The organism is Pseudomonas sp. K5002, from assembly GCF_013386655.1.
GTDB lineage: Bacteria > Pseudomonadota > Gammaproteobacteria > Pseudomonadales > Pseudomonadaceae > Aquipseudomonas.
This window is the reverse complement of the sequence record NZ_JACARK010000013.1, coordinates 1-18,870: the sequence shown is the minus strand read 5'-3', so window position 1 is coordinate 18,870 and position 18,870 is coordinate 1. Positions and strand designations below refer to the sequence as shown.

Below are 18,870 nucleotides of genomic sequence, written 5' to 3'. Positions count from 1 at the left end.
TCGGCGCCCATTTCCAGGCCCACCACGCGATCACTCAGTTCGCCCATGGCGGTCAGCATGATCACCGGTGTTGCGTATTGCTGGCGCAGGCGCTGGCACAGCAACAGGCCGTTATCCCCCGGCAGCATCAGGTCGAGGATGATCAGGTCGGCAGGTGTACGCTCCATGGCCGCCCACAGCTCGGCGCCATTGGCGGCGGTCTCGACCGTGTAGCCATGTTGCAGGAAGAATTTCTTCAGCAGGGCGAGGACCTCGAGGTCATCGTCCACGATTAAAAGATGGCTCACCGATGGGCATCACTTGGTCTTGTCGATGCGCCATCTAAAACCATTCGACGCGGCCCGTCATATATTTCAATCGTGCAATAAAGCGTCAACGGCGCAATAAAGCAGACATCTTTGCGCAAGCTGCGGCTGCCAGCATCGGCTTCCTTTTCCCGGAGACTGACCCCATGCGCTCGCTGACGTATCCCCAGCACCTGGCTCGCCAGGCGGTGTTGTTGCTGACTGTGTCTTACCTCACAGGCTGCGCGAGCCCGGCCAACGTAACGAGTACCACACGCTGCGCACAGGTTTCCTACCCGGTGTATGACCCCGCCGAACCAGTCAACCGGGGCGTGTTCGCCTTCAACCGCGCGGTGGATGACTACGCCCTGGCGCCTGTAGCCCGAGGCTACCGATACATGCCGGAGTTTTTCCAGCAGGGTGTGCATAACTTCGCCAGCAACTTCAGCGAGCCCAAGGTCTTCATCAACGACCTGCTGCAAGGCAACCCACGGCGTTCGATCAACACCCTGGGACGTTTTGCGGTGAACACCACCGTGGGGATCGTCGGCTTGATTGATGTCTCGGACCCGCTGGGCATCCCTCGCCACACCGCCGATTTCGGCCAGACCTTTGGCGTGTGGGGGATTGGCAACGGGCCGATTGTCGAACTGCCGTTGCTGGGCACCGGCAACAGCCGCGATGCGGCGGGCAAGGTCCTGAACTTCCTGGTGGCGCCGCTGGGCGACAGCGATACCGTGCAAACCCTGGGCACCATCAGCCTGGTGGGTGGCACAGTGGACACGCGCGCCTCGTTGCTGCCGCTGACCGACAGCCTGCAAAAGCTGCCGGACTACTACAGTGCCTTGCGTAACGTGGTGGCCGAACACCGCGCGGCCTTTGTGCTGGAGGGCAAGCAGGGGGCGACGTCGCCTCAGGCCGATAATTGTGCACAGGGAGCCGGCGATGATTTCTGAATCAAGCTCACTGGTCCTGCAACGTCAGGTTCGTAAACGCGGGACCAGCGCGCTGCTCTGCCGGGAGACTCGCCTGAGCCTGTCGTCGGAGCAGGGCCGCCTGGTGCTGAGCCGCTATGTCGAACGGTACAGCCCGCAGGGTGTGCGCTGGGTCGAGCGCCAGCACAGTGTGGCCCTGGCCGAAGTGCTGCGCTGGATGATTGCCGAAGGCGAGACCTGCGCCACGCAGTCATGATTTGAGATGAAAGGTTTATAGCCCGGGCCAGTGGGCGCCGGGTAATTTGCCGCTCGCCCGGGTATCGCGCCTTAACAAAACGCTGACATTCAATGCGTTACCTTTTCGGCCCAACCTTGCCCAGAGCCGTTGCCTTGATGCCTCACCCCGACACACTTCCCGCTGTACTCGCCGGCCCGTTGCTGCGACGCCTGGAACCGCGGCGCCTGGTGATGTGGCTGGTGGGAAGTCGTCCCCTGGCATTGACCCTGAGGCTGCAAGTCGCCCAAGGCGCGGCGCTCGATATCGAGTTGGACGCCAGCCAATGCAAGGTGGTGCCCGTCGGGCGCCAGGCCTTTATCCATCTGATCGACGTACCGCTGGCGGAAGCCCTGCCCCAGGACGTGAGCATCGGCTACGACCTGCTGGTAAACCGTGCTGGTATCGCCGAATGGGCGCCGCACCTGCTCTACCCGGGCGCACAAGGCCCGCATTTCGTCCTGCACAGCCGCATCCACCAATTGGTCCACGGTTCCTGCCGCAAGCCCCATCACAGCGCAGCCGACGGTTTGCTGTGTGTCGACCGGCTGCTGGCCGAATCGAACACCCTGGAGGAACGCCCGGCCTTGTTGATGATGAGTGGCGACCAGGTCTACGCCGACGATGTCGCGGGGCCGATGCTGCGGGCCATTCATGCGCTGATCACGCGCCTCGGCCTGTTCGACGAACACCTCGACGGTGCCGTCGTCGACAACAGCGCCGCGCTTTATGAGCATGCCGCCAGCTACTACCATCGAGCCGACCTGTTGCCCGCCCTGAAGAGCAACGAGACCCTGCGCGAGCGTTTTTTTGGCGGGGTGAAGAAGCCTATTTTCACCAGCAGCAGCGCCGACAACCACCTGGTGACTTTTGCCGAAGTCATGGCGATGTACCTGCTGGCGTGGTCGCCCGTACCGTGGCAGCTGATCACCCCGCAAGCGCCGCAACTGCGCGCCGAAGGGCACGTACGCTATGGGCACGAGCAAGTGCAGATCGACACGTTCCGTGACGGCCTGGGTGGCGTGGCCAGGGTGTTCGCCCACCTCTCCTGCCTGATGATCTTCGATGATCACGACATCACCGACGACTGGAACCTCAGCGCCCAATGGGAAGAAACCGCTTACGGGCATCCGTTCTCCAAGCGCATCATCGGCAACGCACTACTGGCCTATATGCTGTGCCAGGGCTGGGGCAATAACCCGGATGCGTTCGATACGGTAATCGGCAAAACCCTGGCGCTCACCACACAGGCCCACGACAACTACCTGCAGCCTGACGCTCAAGATGAGCTGGTGGATGACCTGCTGAAGTTCCAGCAATGGCATTACGTGCTGCCTACCACCCCCGCACTGGTAGTGCTCGACACCCGTACCCGGCGCTGGCGCAGCGAGTTCAACCTCAAGCAACCCTCCGGCCTGCTGGACTGGGAAGCACTGAGCGAACTGCAACAGGAGCTGCTGGATCACCCTTGCGCGATAATCGTTTCACCGGCGCCGATCTTCGGCGTCAAACTGATCGAAACCGTGCAGAAGGCCTTCAGCTGGTGCGGCTACCCGCTGCTGGTGGACGCGGAAAACTGGATGGCCCACCGCGGCGCAGCACAGGTGATCCTCAACATCTTTCGTCACTCCCGCACACCGGGCAACTACGTGATCCTCTCGGGAGACGTGCACTACTCGTTCGTCTATGAAGTGCTGATTCGCCACCGCAATGCCGGTCCAAAAATCTGGCAGATCACCAGCAGCGGCATCAAGAACGAATTCCCGCCGCGCTTGCTGGAATGGTTCGACCGTCTCAATCGATGGCTCTACTCACCGCGCTCACCGCTGAACTGGTTCACCCGTCGCCGACTCATGCAGGTAGTGCCGCATATTCCGGAACACGCTGAAGCGGGCGAACGGCTCTGGAATTCTGCCGGGATCGGGCAGGTGTTTTTTAACCGGCAGGGGCAGCCTGAGGCGATTTATCAGCACAATGCCAATGGGGCGCCCAGGACCAGGATGGCGGCGCCTGATCAGAAGCTGAACCCAAGCAATTAGTGGCTTTTAGCCACACCCCCACTAGACCAAAGACCCCCTTCTAAGCGCCAAGGCGCCGTTGTACAGTACCGCCAGCCACGGAGTATCGGCATCAATTTTGGCTGGCCCCAGGAGCCAGTCCACGCAGGGAGTGCGCAATGGACGATACATCCGGCAGCGAACCGTCAAGGAAGGACTTTTGCGACCTTAACGCCGACATGCTGCATGCCATCATGGAGCTGGTCAGCGACGGGATCTGGGACTGGAACGCCAACACCGGGTTCGTCTACCGCAACCCCGGCTGGTACGAAATGCTCGGCTATGCCCATCACTCCCTGGAAAACAGCGTATTCACCTGGGAAAACGTGATTCATCCCGATGACTATCCCCAAGTGATGGTGCTGTTTGATAACTACATCAACCGCCGCACCACTCACTATCAAGCCGAATACCGCTGCCGCAAGAAAGACGGCTCCTACCTGTGGATCGAAGACCGCGGCTACGTGATCGCACGTAACGACGACGGCTCGGTGGCACGCATGGTCGGCGCCCACCGCAGTATCCAGGCGCGCAAACAGTCCATCGAACAGCTGGAGCGCCGCAATCAATCCCTTGAAGCCCTGGTGGCCGAGCGCACCCGCGAGCTGTCGCGGGTCAATCAACAACTGCAGTTGCAACTGGACGAGAATCGCTCCCTGGCCGAACGCGACGCCTTGACTCGCGTGGCCAATCGTTACCGCCTTGAACGCGTCCTGCTGGAAGAGTGCGCTCGCGCCCAACGGTTTCGCCTGCCGCTGTCGCTGATCGCCATGGACATTGACGACTTCAAGCCCATCAACGATCAGCACGGCCATGCCGTAGGCGATGAAACCCTGGTGCGCGTGGTGGAATGCCTGGAGGCCTGCATTCGCCACGGCGACTTGCTGGCCCGCTGGGGCGGCGATGAATTCATGGTCATCGTGCCCAAAAGCACGTTGGAGACCGCGCGGGAATTGGCCGAGCGGATGCGCTGTGCGCTCAAGGACTTGCCCGCCGTGGGCAGCTTCAAGGTGACGTTGAGCCTCGGCGTGGTAGAGCGACGCAACGATGAGTCACCCGCCTGCCTGATGGCCAGGGCCGATCAGGCGTTGTATTGCTCCAAGGCGGCGGGCAAGGACACGGTTTCTTCGTGAAACCTCAGCGAACCGGCGGCGCGTACTGGATCCCGCCGTTGCTCCACAGGGCATTAAGGCCGCGCTTGATCTTCAGCACGCTGCCCTGGCCGATGTTGCGCTCGAACACCTCGCTGTAGTTGCCCACTTGCTTGACGATCTGCACGACCCAGTCCTTGCGCAGTTTCAGGTCCTTGCCGTAGTCACCGTCTGCGCCGAGCAAACGGGCGACGTCCGGGTTCTTGCTGGACTTTGCTTGCTCTTCAACGTTCTGCGAAGTGATGCCCATTTCCTCGGCATTGAGCATGGCGAACAACGTCCACTTGACGATGCTGAACCACTCGTCGTCGCCCTTGCGCACCAGCGGGCCCAATGGCTCCTTGGAAATGACTTCAGGCAATACGACGAACTCATCCGGGTGAGCCATCTTGATCCGCTGGGCGTACAGCCCCGACTGGTCGGTGGTAAGCACGTCGCAGCGGCCCGCTTCGAGGCCCTTGGCACTTTCGTCAGCAGTGTCGAAGGTAATCGGCGTGTACTTCAGGCCGTTGGCGCGGAAGTAATCCGAGACGTTCAGCTCGGTGGTGGTGCCGGCCTGGATGCAGATGGTCGCGCCGTCCAGGTCCTTGGCGCTCTTCACACCGAGCTTGGTGTTCACCAGGAACCCGATGCCGTCGTAGTAGGTCACGCCGGTGAACACCATGCCCATGCCCGCGTCACGGGAACTGGTCCAGGTGGTGTTGCGGGAAATCAGGTCGATCTCGCCGGATTGCAACGCAGTGAAACGCTCCTTGGCGGTCAACTGGCTGAACTTCACTTTCGACGCGTCACCAAAGAGTGCTGCGGCGACGGCGTGGCACACGTCCACATCAATGCCGGTCATCTTGCCGTTGGCGTCCGGCACGCCAAAACCCGGTAACCCATCACTGACCCCACACTGGATAAAACCCTTCTTCTGGATCGCATCCAGGGTCGCCCCCGCGTGTGCGCTTGCGGCCAGCCCCAATAGTGCTGCGGCGGTGAATGCCGCCAACGTGGATTTCATGTGCTTCATGCAAGGCGCTCCCTGTCGGTCTTTATTATTCGGCGCCACAAACCCGCGCCGTTTATAGTGTTGCCGGTCAGTATCAACGGCTTTACACCTTGGCCACAAACGACGTTTAGGCAAAGGCTCCTTCCGATTTGGAATGAACTTCTCATGATCTCGAAACGCTTGACCCCTTCGATGACCGCCCTGCAGTGCTTCGAAGCTGCCGCCCGCCACCTGAGTTTCACCCGCGCTGCCGAAGAACTGCACCTGACCCAGAGCGCGGTGAGCAAGCAGGTGGCACAGCTCGAAGAGATGCTCTGCCACCCGCTGTTCCAGCGGGTGCGCCAGCGTTTGTACCTGTCGCCGGCGGGCTCGCTGTACCTGGAGGAAGTACGCAAGATCCTCAACCAGGTGGATATTTCCAGCCGCTACATCCTCACCTACGGTGGCGAGACCGAAGTGCTGCGCATCGCCACCCAGCCGACCTTCGGTGACCGCTGGCTGGTGCCCAAGCTCAAGGATTTTGCCGCGCGCCATCCCAATATCCACCTGGACGTGCGCAACGAACTGGAGCCGTTCGACGTGTTGCAGGCCAAGGCGGATATCGCGTTTTTCTTCGGCCAGGGAGCGTGGCCGGGGGCAACTTGCATCGAGTTGTTTCGCGAAGCCGTGGTGCCGGTCTGTGCCCCCGGGTTTGTTGCCGCTGGCAGCGACGCCTCGTCCCGCCACACCTTGCTGCAATGCACCTCGCGCCCGGAAGCCTGGCACGAGTGGTTTCTGGAACAGGGCCTGCACTCGCAAAACAGCTACCACGGGCCGCGTTTCGACACGTTCTACATGTGCATCCGCGCCGCGCAATCGGGGTACGGCGTGGCGTTGGTGCCGCAGTATCTGGTGGCCGAGGAATTGGCGAACGCCAGCCTGATGATCCCCTGGGATTACAGAATGCCGAGTGCCGGCGCGCACTTTATCGCCCATGCCGAGCATGCCGGGGAGATCCCGAAAGTGAAGGCGTTCCTGAACTGGATGGTGGATGTGGCGAGGGAGCTTGCTCCCTCGCCATAGCACATCCCGACTTTTAATAATGACCCGGCGACTTTATTTCGTTTGCGGGGCAAGGCGGCTCACGGCTTAGATAAAAGGACGCATCCTATTCTTGAGTCCCGGATCCATGAGCCGCGAAACCATCAGCCAGTCGATTTCCATCGTCCACCCCATCAGTCTCAGCCATGGCCGGAACGCCGAAGTCTGGGACACCACCGGCAAGCGCTTCATCGATTTCGTCGGCGGCATCGGCGTGCTCAACCTGGGCCACTGCCACCCGCGTGTGGTGGAGGCGATCCGCGACCAGGCCACCAGGCTCACCCACTACGCCTTCAATGCCGCGCCTCACGCGCCCTACATCGAACTGATGGACCGTCTTACCGCATTCATCCCGGTGGATTACCCGGTCAGTGGCATGCTCACCAACAGTGGAGCGGAAGCGGCGGAAAACGCCCTGAAAATTGTCCGCGGCGCCACTGGCCGCACCGCCGTCATCGCCTTTGACGGTGCGTTTCACGGGCGCACGCTGGCGACGCTCAATCTCAATGGCAAGGTCGCGCCATACAAGCAAAAAGTCGGCGTATTGCCGGGGCCGGTGTTCCACCTGCCCTACCCCAGCCGCGACAACGGCGTGACCTGCGGCGAAGCACTCAAGGCGATGGACCGCCTGTTCAGCGTGGAAATCGACGTCGACGACGTGGCCTGTTTCATCATCGAACCCGTGCAGGGCGAAGGTGGTTTCCTGGCGCTGGACGTGGAATTTGCCCAGGCCCTGCGACGCTTCTGCGATGAGAAAAACATCCTGTTGATTGCCGATGAAATCCAGTCCGGCTTCGGCCGCACCGGCCAGCGCTTCGCCTTCTCACGCCTGGGCATCGAACCGGACCTGATCCTGCTGGGCAAAAGCATCGCCGGCGGTGTGCCGTTGGGTGCGGTGGTGGGTCGCAAGACATTGCTCGACAACCTGCCCAAAGGCGGCCTCGGCGGCACCTACTCCGGTAACCCGATTGCCTGCGCGGCGGCCTTGGCCACCCTGGATGAAATGACGGACGAGCACCTGCAAGGTTGGGGCGCGCAGCAGGAAGAAGCGATCGTCAGTCGCTATGAATCATGGTGTTCGAAAAGGCTCTCCCCCTACCTCGGCCGCTTGACCGGCGTGGGCACCATGCGTGGCATCGAACTGGCCAACGCCGACGGCAGCCCGGCGCCACAACAACTGGCCCAGCTGCTGGCACTGGCCCGCGAGGCGGGTTTGTTGCTGATGCCCAGCGGCAAATCGCGGCATATCATCCGCCTGCTGGCGCCGTTGACGATTGAAGCGGCGGTGCTGGAGGAAGGGCTGGATATTCTTGAAGAGTGTTTGGCGAAGTTGGCTTAAAAACCAGAAAGCCCGGCGGGAAGCCGGGCTTCGAACGGAAAACGTCAGTGGACGAGTCGGGCGACGCCAAAGGCGATGGCAGACAGAACGCCCGCAGTTCCAACAAACCATTTCAGGATACGGGTTTCCATTGATTGCATGTCTGTCCTGAAATTGGCGATCTCAAGACGCAGCCCTGATGTGTCTTCACGAAACTCGGCCCTTGTGGCGATCAGGTCAGCCTTGGTCACCATCTGTTCTTTTATGCCATCGAGCTTCGTCTCTACTCGCGAAAGCCGATCGCGTATATCAGGAAGTGCTTTTTCAATCGTATCAATACGCTTTTCCAAGTCGTTTCCTCCTCCGCTGCCTCCACCACTTTTGCGGGTACTCTCGAGTGAAGAGGCTTGACGATACTCGTGTCGAAGATAACTCACATTATTCTTGAGATCATTCGCCATTTGGGATGCCTTTTTCCTTGGCCAACGCGTTTAAATCATCAGCGACGCTGTCCATGTAATCGATAAACTCATTCAGTTTTAACCAAGCCTCATCTGCCGCCTCTTTCACTTCGGCATTTTCACTGTGTTTCAGAGCACCGGACAAACTGATGATCCCGGAGCCCAGTCTGGACATTGCACTGTGATACTGACCGAGAATAATGACTAGTTCCCCGGCTGTTACGGCCTTTGCCTCACCTACGTTGTCGTCGCCTTCCATGTCGACCCCCCATCTGTTTTGGTGACGCAGATAACCACGCCCTCAAACACAAACCAACGCACAGATTGCTACCAAATCCGACGATCCAGCGCACTATTACCAAATCCGAAAGAATCCATCTTCCGTTTAGCCCTTTCTCTCCCCGCGCCAGGGCTTTATCCTTGTCAGCAACAAACTGAAACGTTTCATCATTCCACCAAACCATCGACCGCCCGTGTTCAACGCCCTTGTGCGAACGCGCCAGGCCGCTGTTTGCGTTTCAAAACCATAAAATATTAAGACCCCATTTTGCCTATGCCTGCTTTCCCAAACCTGCGCCTGTGCGCTGCGCTGTTACCGTTCGGCCTGATCAACTGTGCCCAGGCCGCACCTGCCTTTGACGCTGAATCACCGTGGATGCTGGGTGATTTCGGCGGCGCTCGGACAGCGCTGTCTCAACAAGGCTACGACTTCAAATTCAACTACACCGGCGAAATGGGCAGCAACCTGCACGGCGGCTCGGATCACGACCGCACTGCGCGCTACAGCGACCAATTCGGCCTGGGCACGCACCTGGATCTGCAGAAGATCCTCGGCTGGCACGACGCCGAGTTCCAGTTGACGGTGACCGAGCGCAGCGGCAACAACATCACCAATGACCGGGTCAACGATCCGCGTGTGGGCGGTTTTACCTCGTCCCAGGAAGTCTGGGGCCGTGGCCAGACCTGGCGCCTGACGCAGATGTGGTACCAGCAGAAATTCTTCGACCAAAAGCTCGACATCAAGGCCGGGCGCTTTGGCGAAGGTGAAGACTTCAACAGCTTCCCCTGCGACTTCCAAAACCTCGCATTCTGCGGCTCGCAGGTCGGTAACTGGGTTGGCAGCATCTGGTACAACTGGCCGGTGAGCCAGTGGGCGTTGCGGGTCAAATATCACCTGACGCCCGAGTTGTACGCCCAGGTCGGCGCCTACGAACAGAACCCGTCCAACCTCGATCGCGGCAATGGCTTCAAGCTCAGCGGCAGCGGCACCCAAGGCGCCCTGCTCCCGGTTGAGCTGGTGTGGACGCCTACGCTGAACGGCCTGCCCGGCGAATACCGCGCCGGCTACTACTACAGCAGCGCCAAGGCCAGCGATGTGTATAAAGACCGCAACGACCAGCCGGCAGCCCTCAGCGGCGAGGCCTATCGCAGCGCCTCCAGCAAGCACGGGGTGTGGCTGGGGGTGCAGCAGCAAGTCACCAGCCTGGCCAGCGACCATTCTCGGGGCTTGAACGTGTTCGCCAACGGCACGATGCACGACAAGAAAACCAACGCTGTGGATAACTACGTGCAAGCCGGCGTGGTCTACAAGGGCCTGTTCGACGCCCGCGCCAAGGACGATATCGGTTTCGCCGTGGCCCGGGTGCACGTCAACCCGGCCTACCGCAAGAATGCCGAGGCAAGCAACCAGGCCCACGCGGTATACGACTTCGATGACCCATCCTACCTGCCGATTCAACACACGGAATACAGCGCTGAGCTCTATTACGGCATCCATGTCACCCAGTGGCTGACGGTGCGCCCGAACCTGCAATACATCCGTCACCCCGGAGCCGTGGCCCAGGTGGATGACGCGCTCATCGGCGGGATCAAGCTGCAAAGCTCATTCTGACGTTGTAAGTAAATTCTGAAGAAAACGAATTAGCCCTGAACCAAGCCTGCGCCGGAACGTCATCTACAGTGAACTGTGCGCAATCAATTCAAAACGTAACGGAGAACCACACTATGAGCACTGATGGTGCTTCAAGTCCAAGTCGCCTGCTGCCCAGGCTGCTGGGGATCTTGCTGCTGATAATGGGCCTGGCCTTGTTGGCCGGGGGGATCAAGCTGAGCATGCTCGGCGGGTCGCTGTATTACCTGCTGGCCGGTCTCGGCATCACCGTCACAGGCCTGTTGCTGCTGGCAACACGCCGTGCGGCGCTGGGCTTGTACGCACTGGTGCTGTTTGCCAGCACCGTATGGGCGCTGTGGGAAGTCGGCCTGGACTGGTGGCAACTGGTACCGCGCCTGGCCCTGCTGTTTGCCCTCGGCATCGTCATGCTGCTCCCGTGGTTCCGCCGTCCGTTGCTGCGTGGCCAAGCCTCGCCGCTGGGCACTGGCGCGCTGAGCGTCGCGGTCGTACTGGCCGGCGCCGCTGCATTGGCCAGCCAATTCACCGACCCGGGCGCCATGGTCAAGAAAGGCCAGCTGGACCGCGATGCGGTACCGGGCATGGCCAGCACTGCGCCAGCCCAGGCTGATGGTGACTGGAACTCCTATGGCCGTTCGGCCTTCGGTGATCGTTACTCGCCACTCGCACAGATCACTCCGGAAAACGCCCACAAGCTGGTTCCAGCCTGGACCTTCCGTACTGGCGACATCCCTGGCCCAGGCGATCCCGGTGAAACCACCGCGGAAAACACCCCGCTGAAAGTCAACGGCATGCTCTACGTGTGTACGCCTCACAGCCAGGTGATTGCCCTGGACCCGGACACCGGCAAGGAAATCTGGCGTTTCGACCCGAAGATCAGCAGCGAAGGTGCTGCCAACTTCAAGGGTTGGGCGCACATGACCTGCCGTGGCGTGTCGTATCACGATGATGCCGTGTATGCCTCGGAACAGAGCCCGACTGGCAGCGCCAGCCCGGCCGCCGCGCCGAATGCCTGCCCGAAACGCATCTTCGTCCCTACCGCCGACACCCGTCTGATCGCCCTGAACGCCGACACCGGCAAGATGTGCGAAGACTTCGGTGACAAAGGCCAGATCGACTTGCGTGCCAACATCGGCACCTTCGCCCCGGGCGGTTACTACTCCACCTCGCCACCGGCCGTTACCAAGAACCTGGTGGTAATCGGCGGTCACGTGACCGACAACGTCTCCACCGACGAGCCTAGCGGCGTGATCCGTGCGTTCGACGTGCACACCGGCAAGCTGGTGTGGAATTGGGACAGCGGCAACCCGGACGACACCACCCCGTTGGCCGAGGGCAAGACTTACACCCGCAACTCGCCAAACATGTGGTCGATGTTCGCGGTGGACGAAAAACTCGGCATGCTCTACCTGCCGATGGGTAACCAGATGCCCGACCAGTACGGCGGCGACCGGACTCCGGACTCCGAGAAGTACAGCGCCGGCCTGACTGCCCTGGACATCGACAGCGGCCACGTGAAGTGGACCTTCCAGTTCACTCACCATGACCTGTGGGACATGGACGTGGGCGGCCAGCCTTCGCTGATCGACATCAAGACCGCTGACGGCGTGAAGCAAGCGGTGATGGCGTCGACCAAGCAAGGCAGCATCTACGTGATCGACCGCTCGAACGGTCAGCCTGTAGTGCCGATCAATGAAATCCCTGTACCGCAAGGCGCAGTGGCCGGCGATCACACCGCACCGACCCAACCGAAGTCCGACCTGAACTTCATGCCACCGCCCCTCAAGGAGCGTGACATGTGGGGCGTGACGCCGTTCGACCAGATGCTGTGCCGGATTGACTTCAAATCCATGCGCTACGACGGTCCGTTCACCCCGCCGTCGCTGCAGGGCTCGATCGTTTACCCAGGTAACTTCGGCGTGTTCGACTGGGGTGGCATTTCCGTCGACCCGGTTCGCCAGATCGCGTTCGTGAACCCGAGCTACATGGCGTTCAAATCGAAACTGATCCCGGCCGCCGACATTGCCAAGCAAGGTCCGCGTGTCAGCGAAACCGAAGGGGTGCAGCCGAACAAAGGCGCGCCATACGGTGTGATCCTCGAAGCCATGCTGTCGCCACTGGGCCTGCCGTGCCAGGCGCCGGCGTGGGGTTATGTGGCCGCGGTCGACCTGACCAACCACCAGACCATCTGGATGCACAAGAACGGCACCGTGCGTGACAGCTCGCCGGTTCCGATTCCACTGACCATGGGCGTGCCAAGCCTGGGCGGGACTTTTACCACCGCCGGTGGCGTGTCCTTCCTCAGCGGTACCCTTGACCAGTACCTGCGTGCCTATGACGTGAAAAACGGCAAGCAGTTGTGGGAAGGCCGCCTGCCAGCAGGCGCGCAAACTACACCAATGACCTACACCGGCAAGGACGGCAAGCAGTACGTGCTGGTCATGGCCGGCGGTCATGGTTCCCTGGGCACCAAGCAGGGTGACTATGTGATGGCGTTCAAACTGCCGGATTAAGCAAAACCGGCAGTAAGAAAAAGGCGGCTACCTAAGTGGGTAGCCGCCTTTTTTTATGCGTGAAATAAAGCGATCCGATAGCGCCGATGTATTTAAAAGTTTACTCGGAAAAGTCCTATACCTCCCCAAAAGTCTTTCCCTCAACTTTTGCCCTGCGCCATCCGACGCTCACTGTCGCCAGTAAATCCCCAGCCAAACAAACGTTATCTATATGACGTGCTGTAACTAACATGGAGTTTTCATCATGACGGACCTCAACAGCGTTGAATCAATACCTGCAGTCCAGCATAGCCAGGTGCCCGGGATCCTGGCGCTCGAGCAACTCGACACACTCAGCCTGGAAAAACTTATTCGCGGAGAAATACTTGCCATCCGGGTACCTGACTACGCGAATGAACAAACCAGCGAAGTACTAAATAAACATATCAACGAAACGGCGACGCTCCAGGAATATAACCACGAGACCTATGAGCACGGAAAAGTTGTCCAGCATTTCTATGGTGTCCATCGCTGGGGAACACCGTTCAACTCCACCTACGGCAAGGCCGCAGACAGCTATTCGCAACAGAAATACTACGCAGACGCCACCCACATGCGCTGCGTGATCAATGACCTCTGTGCCCCGCGCAAACCACCCATCCATCTACTGATGGAGCATATCCGGCAGGTGTGGCCAGAAGGCGCGACAACCGCGGCGTTCCAGGGCCAGCCGATGTTCTGCGGCATTATCCGCGCCATGTTCCCGGAGACAGCCCACCTCTCCGAAACAGTCCCCCATGTCGATTGCCTGCCCTTGTCGATTGCCGAACTGGAACATCAATTCAGCGCGAATATTTACCTCGAAGTACCACCTTCCGGAGGTGAACTGGTCATTTGGGATACCGAGGCGTTTACCTACGACGAGGTCATCCGTTTCGAAGGGGCGGAACTGCCCGAAGATCGTTTGAAAAAACCGCTGCGCATCCAGCCGCAGAAAAACGAACTGGTGATTATCAATACTCGCCGTCCCCATGCCATTTGCGGTTTCGATTCAGGCAAGCGCATCAGCATCCAGTCGTTTATCGGCTATACCACTGGCCAGCCGTTTTACTTCTGGTGCTAACGCCTATATTTCTCTTCCTGACGGACACCCTGATATGACACCTGAGGAATTCCGCCGACATGGCCACGCCATGATCGACCTGATTGCAGACTATCGACAAAACATCGAGCAACGCGGTGTGCAACCCACCACGGCCCCGGGAGAAATCAGGTCCGCATTGCCGGCCAGCCCGCCTGAGACAGCCGAACCGTTCGAACAGATCATGGGCGACGTCGAAACACTGATCATGCCCGGTCTGTTGCATTGGCAGCATCCAAGCTTCTTCGGGTTCTTCCCGTCGAATGTGGAACTGTCCTCCGTCCTCGGCGATTGCTTGAGTACCGGCCTGGGCGTGGTGGGATTGTCGTGGCAATCGAGCCCGGCCCTGACCGAAATCGAGGAAGTCACCACCGATTGGCTGCGCGACATGATCGGCCTGAGCGCCAACTGGAGCGGAGTGATCCAGGACTCGGCCTCGACCTCCACCCTGGTGGCGCTGATCAGCGCCCGCGAACGCAGCTCCCACTACGCGCTGATGCACGATGGCCTGCAAAACAGCGGCGCCCCCTTGATCGTCTACACCTCGGCCCACGCCCATAGTTCAGTGAACAAGGCCGCGATCCTGGCGGGGTTCGGCCAGAACAATATCCGTACCGTGGCAACCGACGAACACAATGCAATATCACCGCATGCATTGGAGCGGGCAATCGAACAAGACCTGGCTGCCGGGAACAGACCCTGTGTGGTGATTGCGACCACCGGCACAACGGCAGCCATGGCCATCGACCCCCTGGAAGCCATCGGCGCCCTGACGCAACGCCACGGCCTGTGGTTGCATGTCGACTCAGCCATGGCCGGGGCCGCGATGATCCTCCCAGAATGCCGCGCGCTGTGGCACGGCATCGAGAACGCCGACTCGCTGGTCCTCAACCCTCACAAATGGCTGGGGGCAGCGTTTGATTGCTCGGTGTACTTTGTACGCGACCCCGAGCACTTGATTCGCATCATGACCACCAACCCCAGCTATCTACAGTCCAAGGCTGACGGCCAGGTCAGGAACTACCGCGACTGGCGGATCTCCCTGGGCAGCCGGTTCCGCGCGCTGAAGCTGTGGTTCCTGATCCGCGAGCAAGGCGTCAGCGGCCTGCAGGCCCGGCTGCGGCGTGACCTGGCGAATGCCCGCTGGCTGGCAGAACAGATTGAAGGCAGCAAACACTGGAAACTGGTAGCCGCCGTCACCCTGCAAACCTTGTGCATTCGCCACGAGCCACCAGGCCTTGATGGTGAGGCGCTGGATACCTACACCCGGGCCTGGGCGGAAAAGCTCAACCATTCAGGCAGCGCCTACGTCACCCCCGCCGTGCTCGACGAGCGCTGGATGGTACGCGTGTCCATTGGCGCGCTGGGGACGGAGCGCCACCACGTCGAAGGCTTGTGGGAACGGTTGCAAACCCTGGTCGATGCAACGGTTGAACACTGAAAGACCGGCGTCGGTGCAGCCACCGACGCCCTAGACCGGCACGCGCTCGCGGCGCATCCACATCTCAAACGCCATGGCATTCAACGGCCGGCTGATCAGATAGCCCTGGGCCGTGTCGCACTTCCAGAGCTTGAGCAGCTTGAGGCTGGGCTCGAACTCCACCCCTTCGGCCACCACCTTGAGCCCCAGGTTGTGGCTCATTTCGATGGTCGAGCGCACGATCACGCCGTCGCCGGAAGTGCTGTCGAGGTTGCGCACAAACGATTGGTCGATCTTCAATTCCTGCACCGGCAGGCGTTGCAGTTGCGCCAGGGATGAATAGCCGGTGCCGAAGTCATCCACCGACAGGCTGATGCCACAAGCGCGCAGTTGCTCCAGCACGCTGAGGGCCTGGGCCGGGTTGTGCATGATCGCGCTTTCGGTGATTTCGAAAATCAGTTGCCGGGCCGATACCCGGTAGTGCGCCAGCAACTCGGTCACCCGCGGGGCCAGGCCGTCATCGGCGAGGTCATCCACCGAGATGTTCACCGACAACTGCACCTCCAACCCGCGCACCGCCCACTCGGCCAGTTGGCGAATGGCTTCTTCGATCACCCACTGGGTCAGGCTGCCCATGCTGCCGGTGCGCTCGGCCAGGGGAATGAACTCGGCCGGCGACACCAGGCCCAGGGTCGGGTGCTGCCAGCGCAACAGCGCTTCGGCCTGGCGCACATGGCCATGGTGCAGGTCGAGCTTGGGCTGGTAACACAGGTACAACTCGCCCTCCGTCGGCGCCCGGCGCAGGTCACGAATCAGGCTGATCTGGCGTTGATGGGCGAGGTCGCGGTCCTGCTGGTAGATCTGTAAGTAACCCGGGAACGCTGCCGCATCGTGGCGGGCAATCGCGGCGCGGCTGATCAGCTCTTCAACCTGCTGGCCGTCGGCCGGGTAGGCGGCGATGCCGATGCTCACTTCGTGGCGCAATTCATCGCCACCTATGCGCTGGGGTTCGGTGAGCAGCCCATATAAGCGGTCAGCCAGGGCCACCGCGCGGTCGATCGCAGTGTTTTCCAGCAGCAGCAAAAACTCGCTGCCGGTGATGCGCGCGGCGGTGTCGCTGGCCGACAGGCTCGACAGCAGGCAGCGGCTGGCTTCGCGGAGCATTTCTTCCACGCCTTCCGGGCCGTAGCCTTCGTTGATCACCCGGTAGTTTTCAATCCCCAGGTACAGCAACACCACCGGCCGGCCAGCGCTGATGGCGCTGCCCAGGCGTTCCATGGCCCGCGCGCGGTTAGGCAGGCCGGTGAGCGGGTCGTGCAAGGCGTTGTGGGCCAGTTGTCGCTCGCGTACCGCGATCCCGGTTTGCATGGCGTTGAAGGCCTGGGCCAGCAGGCCGAACTCATCGTGGCTGCGCACCTGTACCGGTGTGCGATAGTCACCGGCCCCGATGCGTTCGGCCGCCTGCACCAACGCATTGAGTGGGCGTGAAACCCGCCGCGCCAGAAACAACGCACCCGCGAGCGACACCAGCAGCACCACCAGGGCGATCGCGAGAAATTGCCGGTCCAGCGGCGCGAAGGATTCAAGGGCGTGGTCCAGCGGGCTTTGCAGCAGCACCCGGACCTCGCCACCGTCTGCCGTGTTGCCCAACGGCAGCACCTGGCTGAGATAGCGCTGGCCGTGGAACAGGTTCAATTGCGCCACCGGAGTGATGTACGCGCCCTGCAGGTCGCTGGCAATCGACGCCTGTAGCGCCTCGGGCTGAGTACTGAACAATTCGCCGGGCTGACCATGCTGCGCGCTGATGAACGACACTTCCAGGTTGCTCATGGAGCGCAATTCACTGGCAAATATTTCGTCCATCGGAAAGCCCATGGCGACACGGGCGATCGGCGCGGGGTCGACGACTTCCTGTTGCACCAGCAGGAAAGGCCGGCCATCCAGGGCCACGATCAACATTTGCAGGCCGCTGCGCCGGGCCTGGCGCAAGGCATCGTTATAGGGAAAGGCCTGGCCGGACGTCAGCGCCGGTAACGTGCTGACCATCACGCGGCCGTCGAGCCCCAGCACAAATACCTCGCTGGAACTCAGGCCGGTGCCATGCCGGCGCAGGGTCGCGAGAATCGCGTCGGGTTCGCCATCGGCGACAGCCTGGCGAAACGGCAGGTCCGCCGTCAGCCAGTTCAAGCCGTATTGCAGGCGCCGGCCACGCAGGTCGAGCAGGCGTTCGAACACCTGGCTGCCGGTTTCCAGCTGCACCTGGGCCTGGTTTTCCACGGCGCGATTGGTGGCGGTCTTCACCGCGAAATACACCGCCGCCACGACCACCAGCAACAGCAGCGCCAGCACCCCGGCAATCCGGGTTTGAAACGTATGGCGCCACCTCATTCTGTTGCCCTCTGGCAGCGCCTGCCCCCTCCAGCCGAAACGTCCCTTCGTCATACGCGTCCCTCGCGATAGCTGAACCGGCGTCAAATAAATATCCTTTTTACAGGGATATTTGAATTATCCAGATTAGCTGCGCAAGAGAAGAAGTGCACCCAATAAATACGGGAGTTTATATGTCATTAATTTGGCGACAGGGTGTCGTTACGACGTTCGCGCCCGCATGAAGTCCCCCCAACGCCGCACGAGATAGTTGTGCTCATCCATCACCGAGTTCCACACCGCGATATGCCCCATGCGCTGTTCATAGGAACCGCCGTCGCGCACGTCACCCACATCGATCAGCGGCAAGCCATCGCTGCCCAACAGCTCTTCCCGGGCGGGCAGCCCGGCGTACCAGTAGTCCCATTCGGCACCGCTCAGGTGATCACGGCTGCGAGCCGGGTTGCCGATGTAATAACCCTGGCGCGCCATCACCGCACCCGGCCAGCCGGACAGCCACCAGTTGAGGTAGGCATAGGCCGCATCCAGCACCGGGCCCTTGGCATGGCGCGACAGCGACAACCCGCCGAACCAGGCGCGATAGCCTTCACGGGGCACCGCCAGGCGGTATTTGACCCCGGCCCGATGCAGGCGCATCAGGGTCGGTGACCACAGGCTCTGGATATCGATGCTCGGGCTGAGCATCAGTTGCGCGGCTTCCTCGTCATCGGACCAGAACGCCGCGAAGTGGCCTTCCTTCTGTTTACGCACCAGGATATCGGCCAGTACATCGATCTCTTCGATGCTCATGTTGCCGATGTCCTTGAAGCTCGCGAGGCCCGCGCCTTGCACGGCCAGCGCCGCGTCGAGGGCGCCGATGGCGGCGTCGCTCTGCAACGCAGTGCGTGCGCCCCAGGCCGGATCCAGCAACCAGCCCCAACTCTCGTTGCCGCGGTTGAACCCTTCGGGCAAGCGCTCGGGGCGGTA

Annotated in this window: 16 protein-coding genes; 10 read left to right on the top strand and 6 right to left on the bottom strand. The window is 61.0% G+C overall.

What is annotated here, in order from left to right:
- The coding region (locus tag HX846_RS00685) for a response regulator (protein WP_178964797.1) at window positions 1-287 on the bottom strand (287 nt) is incomplete at its 3' end.
- Between the two features lie 164 nt (window positions 288-451).
- Here HX846_RS00685 and HX846_RS00680 point away from each other — a divergent pair.
- The 4 genes from HX846_RS00680 to HX846_RS00665 all read left to right on the top strand — a co-directional run bounded on the left by HX846_RS00680 (window position 452) and on the right by HX846_RS00665 (window position 4,683).
- On the top strand, window positions 452-1,240 hold the full coding sequence (locus HX846_RS00680) for a VacJ family lipoprotein (protein ID WP_003210369.1): 789 nt from the start codon (window positions 452-454) through the stop codon (window positions 1,238-1,240).
- On the top strand, window positions 1,230-1,475 hold the full coding sequence (locus tag HX846_RS00675) for a hypothetical protein (protein WP_003210371.1): 246 nt from the start codon (window positions 1,230-1,232) through the stop codon (window positions 1,473-1,475). The genes HX846_RS00680 and HX846_RS00675 overlap by 11 nt, the downstream gene beginning before the upstream one ends.
- Window positions 1,476-1,612: 137 nt before the next feature.
- A complete protein-coding gene (locus HX846_RS00670; RefSeq protein WP_178964796.1) occupies window positions 1,613-3,532 on the top strand; it encodes an alkaline phosphatase D family protein in 1,920 nt (639 codons plus the stop codon).
- 137 nt (window positions 3,533-3,669) lie between these two features.
- Window positions 3,670-4,683 (top strand): diguanylate cyclase domain-containing protein, encoded by a 1,014-nt coding sequence (locus HX846_RS00665; protein WP_178964795.1) that lies wholly within the window; start codon window positions 3,670-3,672, stop codon window positions 4,681-4,683.
- A gap of 4 nt (window positions 4,684-4,687) precedes the next feature.
- Here HX846_RS00665 and HX846_RS00660 read toward each other — a convergent pair whose 3' ends face one another.
- Entirely contained in the window at window positions 4,688-5,716 is a 1,029-nt protein-coding gene (locus HX846_RS00660) for an amino acid ABC transporter substrate-binding protein (RefSeq protein ID WP_008438485.1), read from the bottom strand.
- Window positions 5,717-5,860: 144 nt separating this feature from the next.
- Here HX846_RS00660 and HX846_RS00655 point away from each other — a divergent pair, with 144 nt between their 5' ends.
- Together HX846_RS00655 and HX846_RS00650 are read left to right on the top strand one after the other, a co-directional pair.
- Window positions 5,861-6,757 (top strand): LysR substrate-binding domain-containing protein, encoded by an 897-nt coding sequence (locus HX846_RS00655; RefSeq protein ID WP_003210377.1) that lies wholly within the window; start codon window positions 5,861-5,863, stop codon window positions 6,755-6,757.
- A 106-nt stretch (window positions 6,758-6,863) separates the two neighbouring features.
- The gene (locus HX846_RS00650; RefSeq protein ID WP_003210380.1) at window positions 6,864-8,114 is read left to right on the top strand and encodes an aspartate aminotransferase family protein; all 1,251 of its coding nucleotides are present in this window, start codon (window positions 6,864-6,866) and stop codon (window positions 8,112-8,114) included.
- Window positions 8,115-8,158: 44 nt separating this feature from the next.
- On the opposite strand, the gene HX846_RS00645 is transcribed toward HX846_RS00650, so the two are convergent.
- Together HX846_RS00645 and HX846_RS00640 are read right to left on the bottom strand one after the other, a co-directional pair.
- Window positions 8,159-8,443: a CCDC90 family protein gene (locus tag HX846_RS00645; protein ID WP_250884721.1), complete on the bottom strand. Its 285-nt coding sequence runs from the start codon at window positions 8,441-8,443 to the stop codon at window positions 8,159-8,161.
- A 100-nt stretch (window positions 8,444-8,543) separates the two neighbouring features.
- Window positions 8,544-8,813, bottom strand: coding sequence for a hypothetical protein (locus tag HX846_RS00640; protein WP_102368168.1), 270 nt, complete (start codon window positions 8,811-8,813; stop codon window positions 8,544-8,546).
- Between the two features lie 294 nt (window positions 8,814-9,107).
- Between HX846_RS00640 and HX846_RS00635 the strand changes: the two genes are divergently transcribed.
- The 4 genes from HX846_RS00635 to HX846_RS00620 all read left to right on the top strand — a co-directional run bounded on the left by HX846_RS00635 (window position 9,108) and on the right by HX846_RS00620 (window position 15,537).
- The gene (locus HX846_RS00635) at window positions 9,108-10,445 is read left to right on the top strand and encodes a carbohydrate porin (protein WP_178964794.1); all 1,338 of its coding nucleotides are present in this window, start codon (window positions 9,108-9,110) and stop codon (window positions 10,443-10,445) included.
- A gap of 113 nt (window positions 10,446-10,558) precedes the next feature.
- Window positions 10,559-12,976: a glucose/quinate/shikimate family membrane-bound PQQ-dependent dehydrogenase gene (locus tag HX846_RS00630; RefSeq protein WP_008438499.1), complete on the top strand. Its 2,418-nt coding sequence runs from the start codon at window positions 10,559-10,561 to the stop codon at window positions 12,974-12,976.
- Between the two features lie 244 nt (window positions 12,977-13,220).
- Window positions 13,221-14,078 carry a 2OG-Fe(II) oxygenase gene (locus tag HX846_RS00625; protein ID WP_178964793.1) on the top strand — a complete coding sequence of 286 codons (858 nt, stop codon included), beginning with the start codon at window positions 13,221-13,223 and terminating at the stop codon, window positions 14,076-14,078.
- Window positions 14,079-14,112: 34 nt separating this feature from the next.
- Window positions 14,113-15,537 (top strand): pyridoxal-dependent decarboxylase, encoded by a 1,425-nt coding sequence (locus HX846_RS00620; protein WP_178964792.1) that lies wholly within the window; start codon window positions 14,113-14,115, stop codon window positions 15,535-15,537.
- Between the two features lie 30 nt (window positions 15,538-15,567).
- On the opposite strand, the gene HX846_RS00615 is transcribed toward HX846_RS00620, so the two are convergent.
- Together HX846_RS00615 and HX846_RS00610 are read right to left on the bottom strand one after the other, a co-directional pair.
- Window positions 15,568-17,904, bottom strand: coding sequence for a bifunctional diguanylate cyclase/phosphodiesterase (locus HX846_RS00615; protein ID WP_178964791.1), 2,337 nt, complete (start codon window positions 17,902-17,904; stop codon window positions 15,568-15,570).
- A gap of 201 nt (window positions 17,905-18,105) precedes the next feature.
- On the bottom strand, window positions 18,106-18,870 hold a 765-nt coding region (locus HX846_RS00610; protein WP_178964790.1), incomplete at its 5' end, for a PotD/PotF family extracellular solute-binding protein.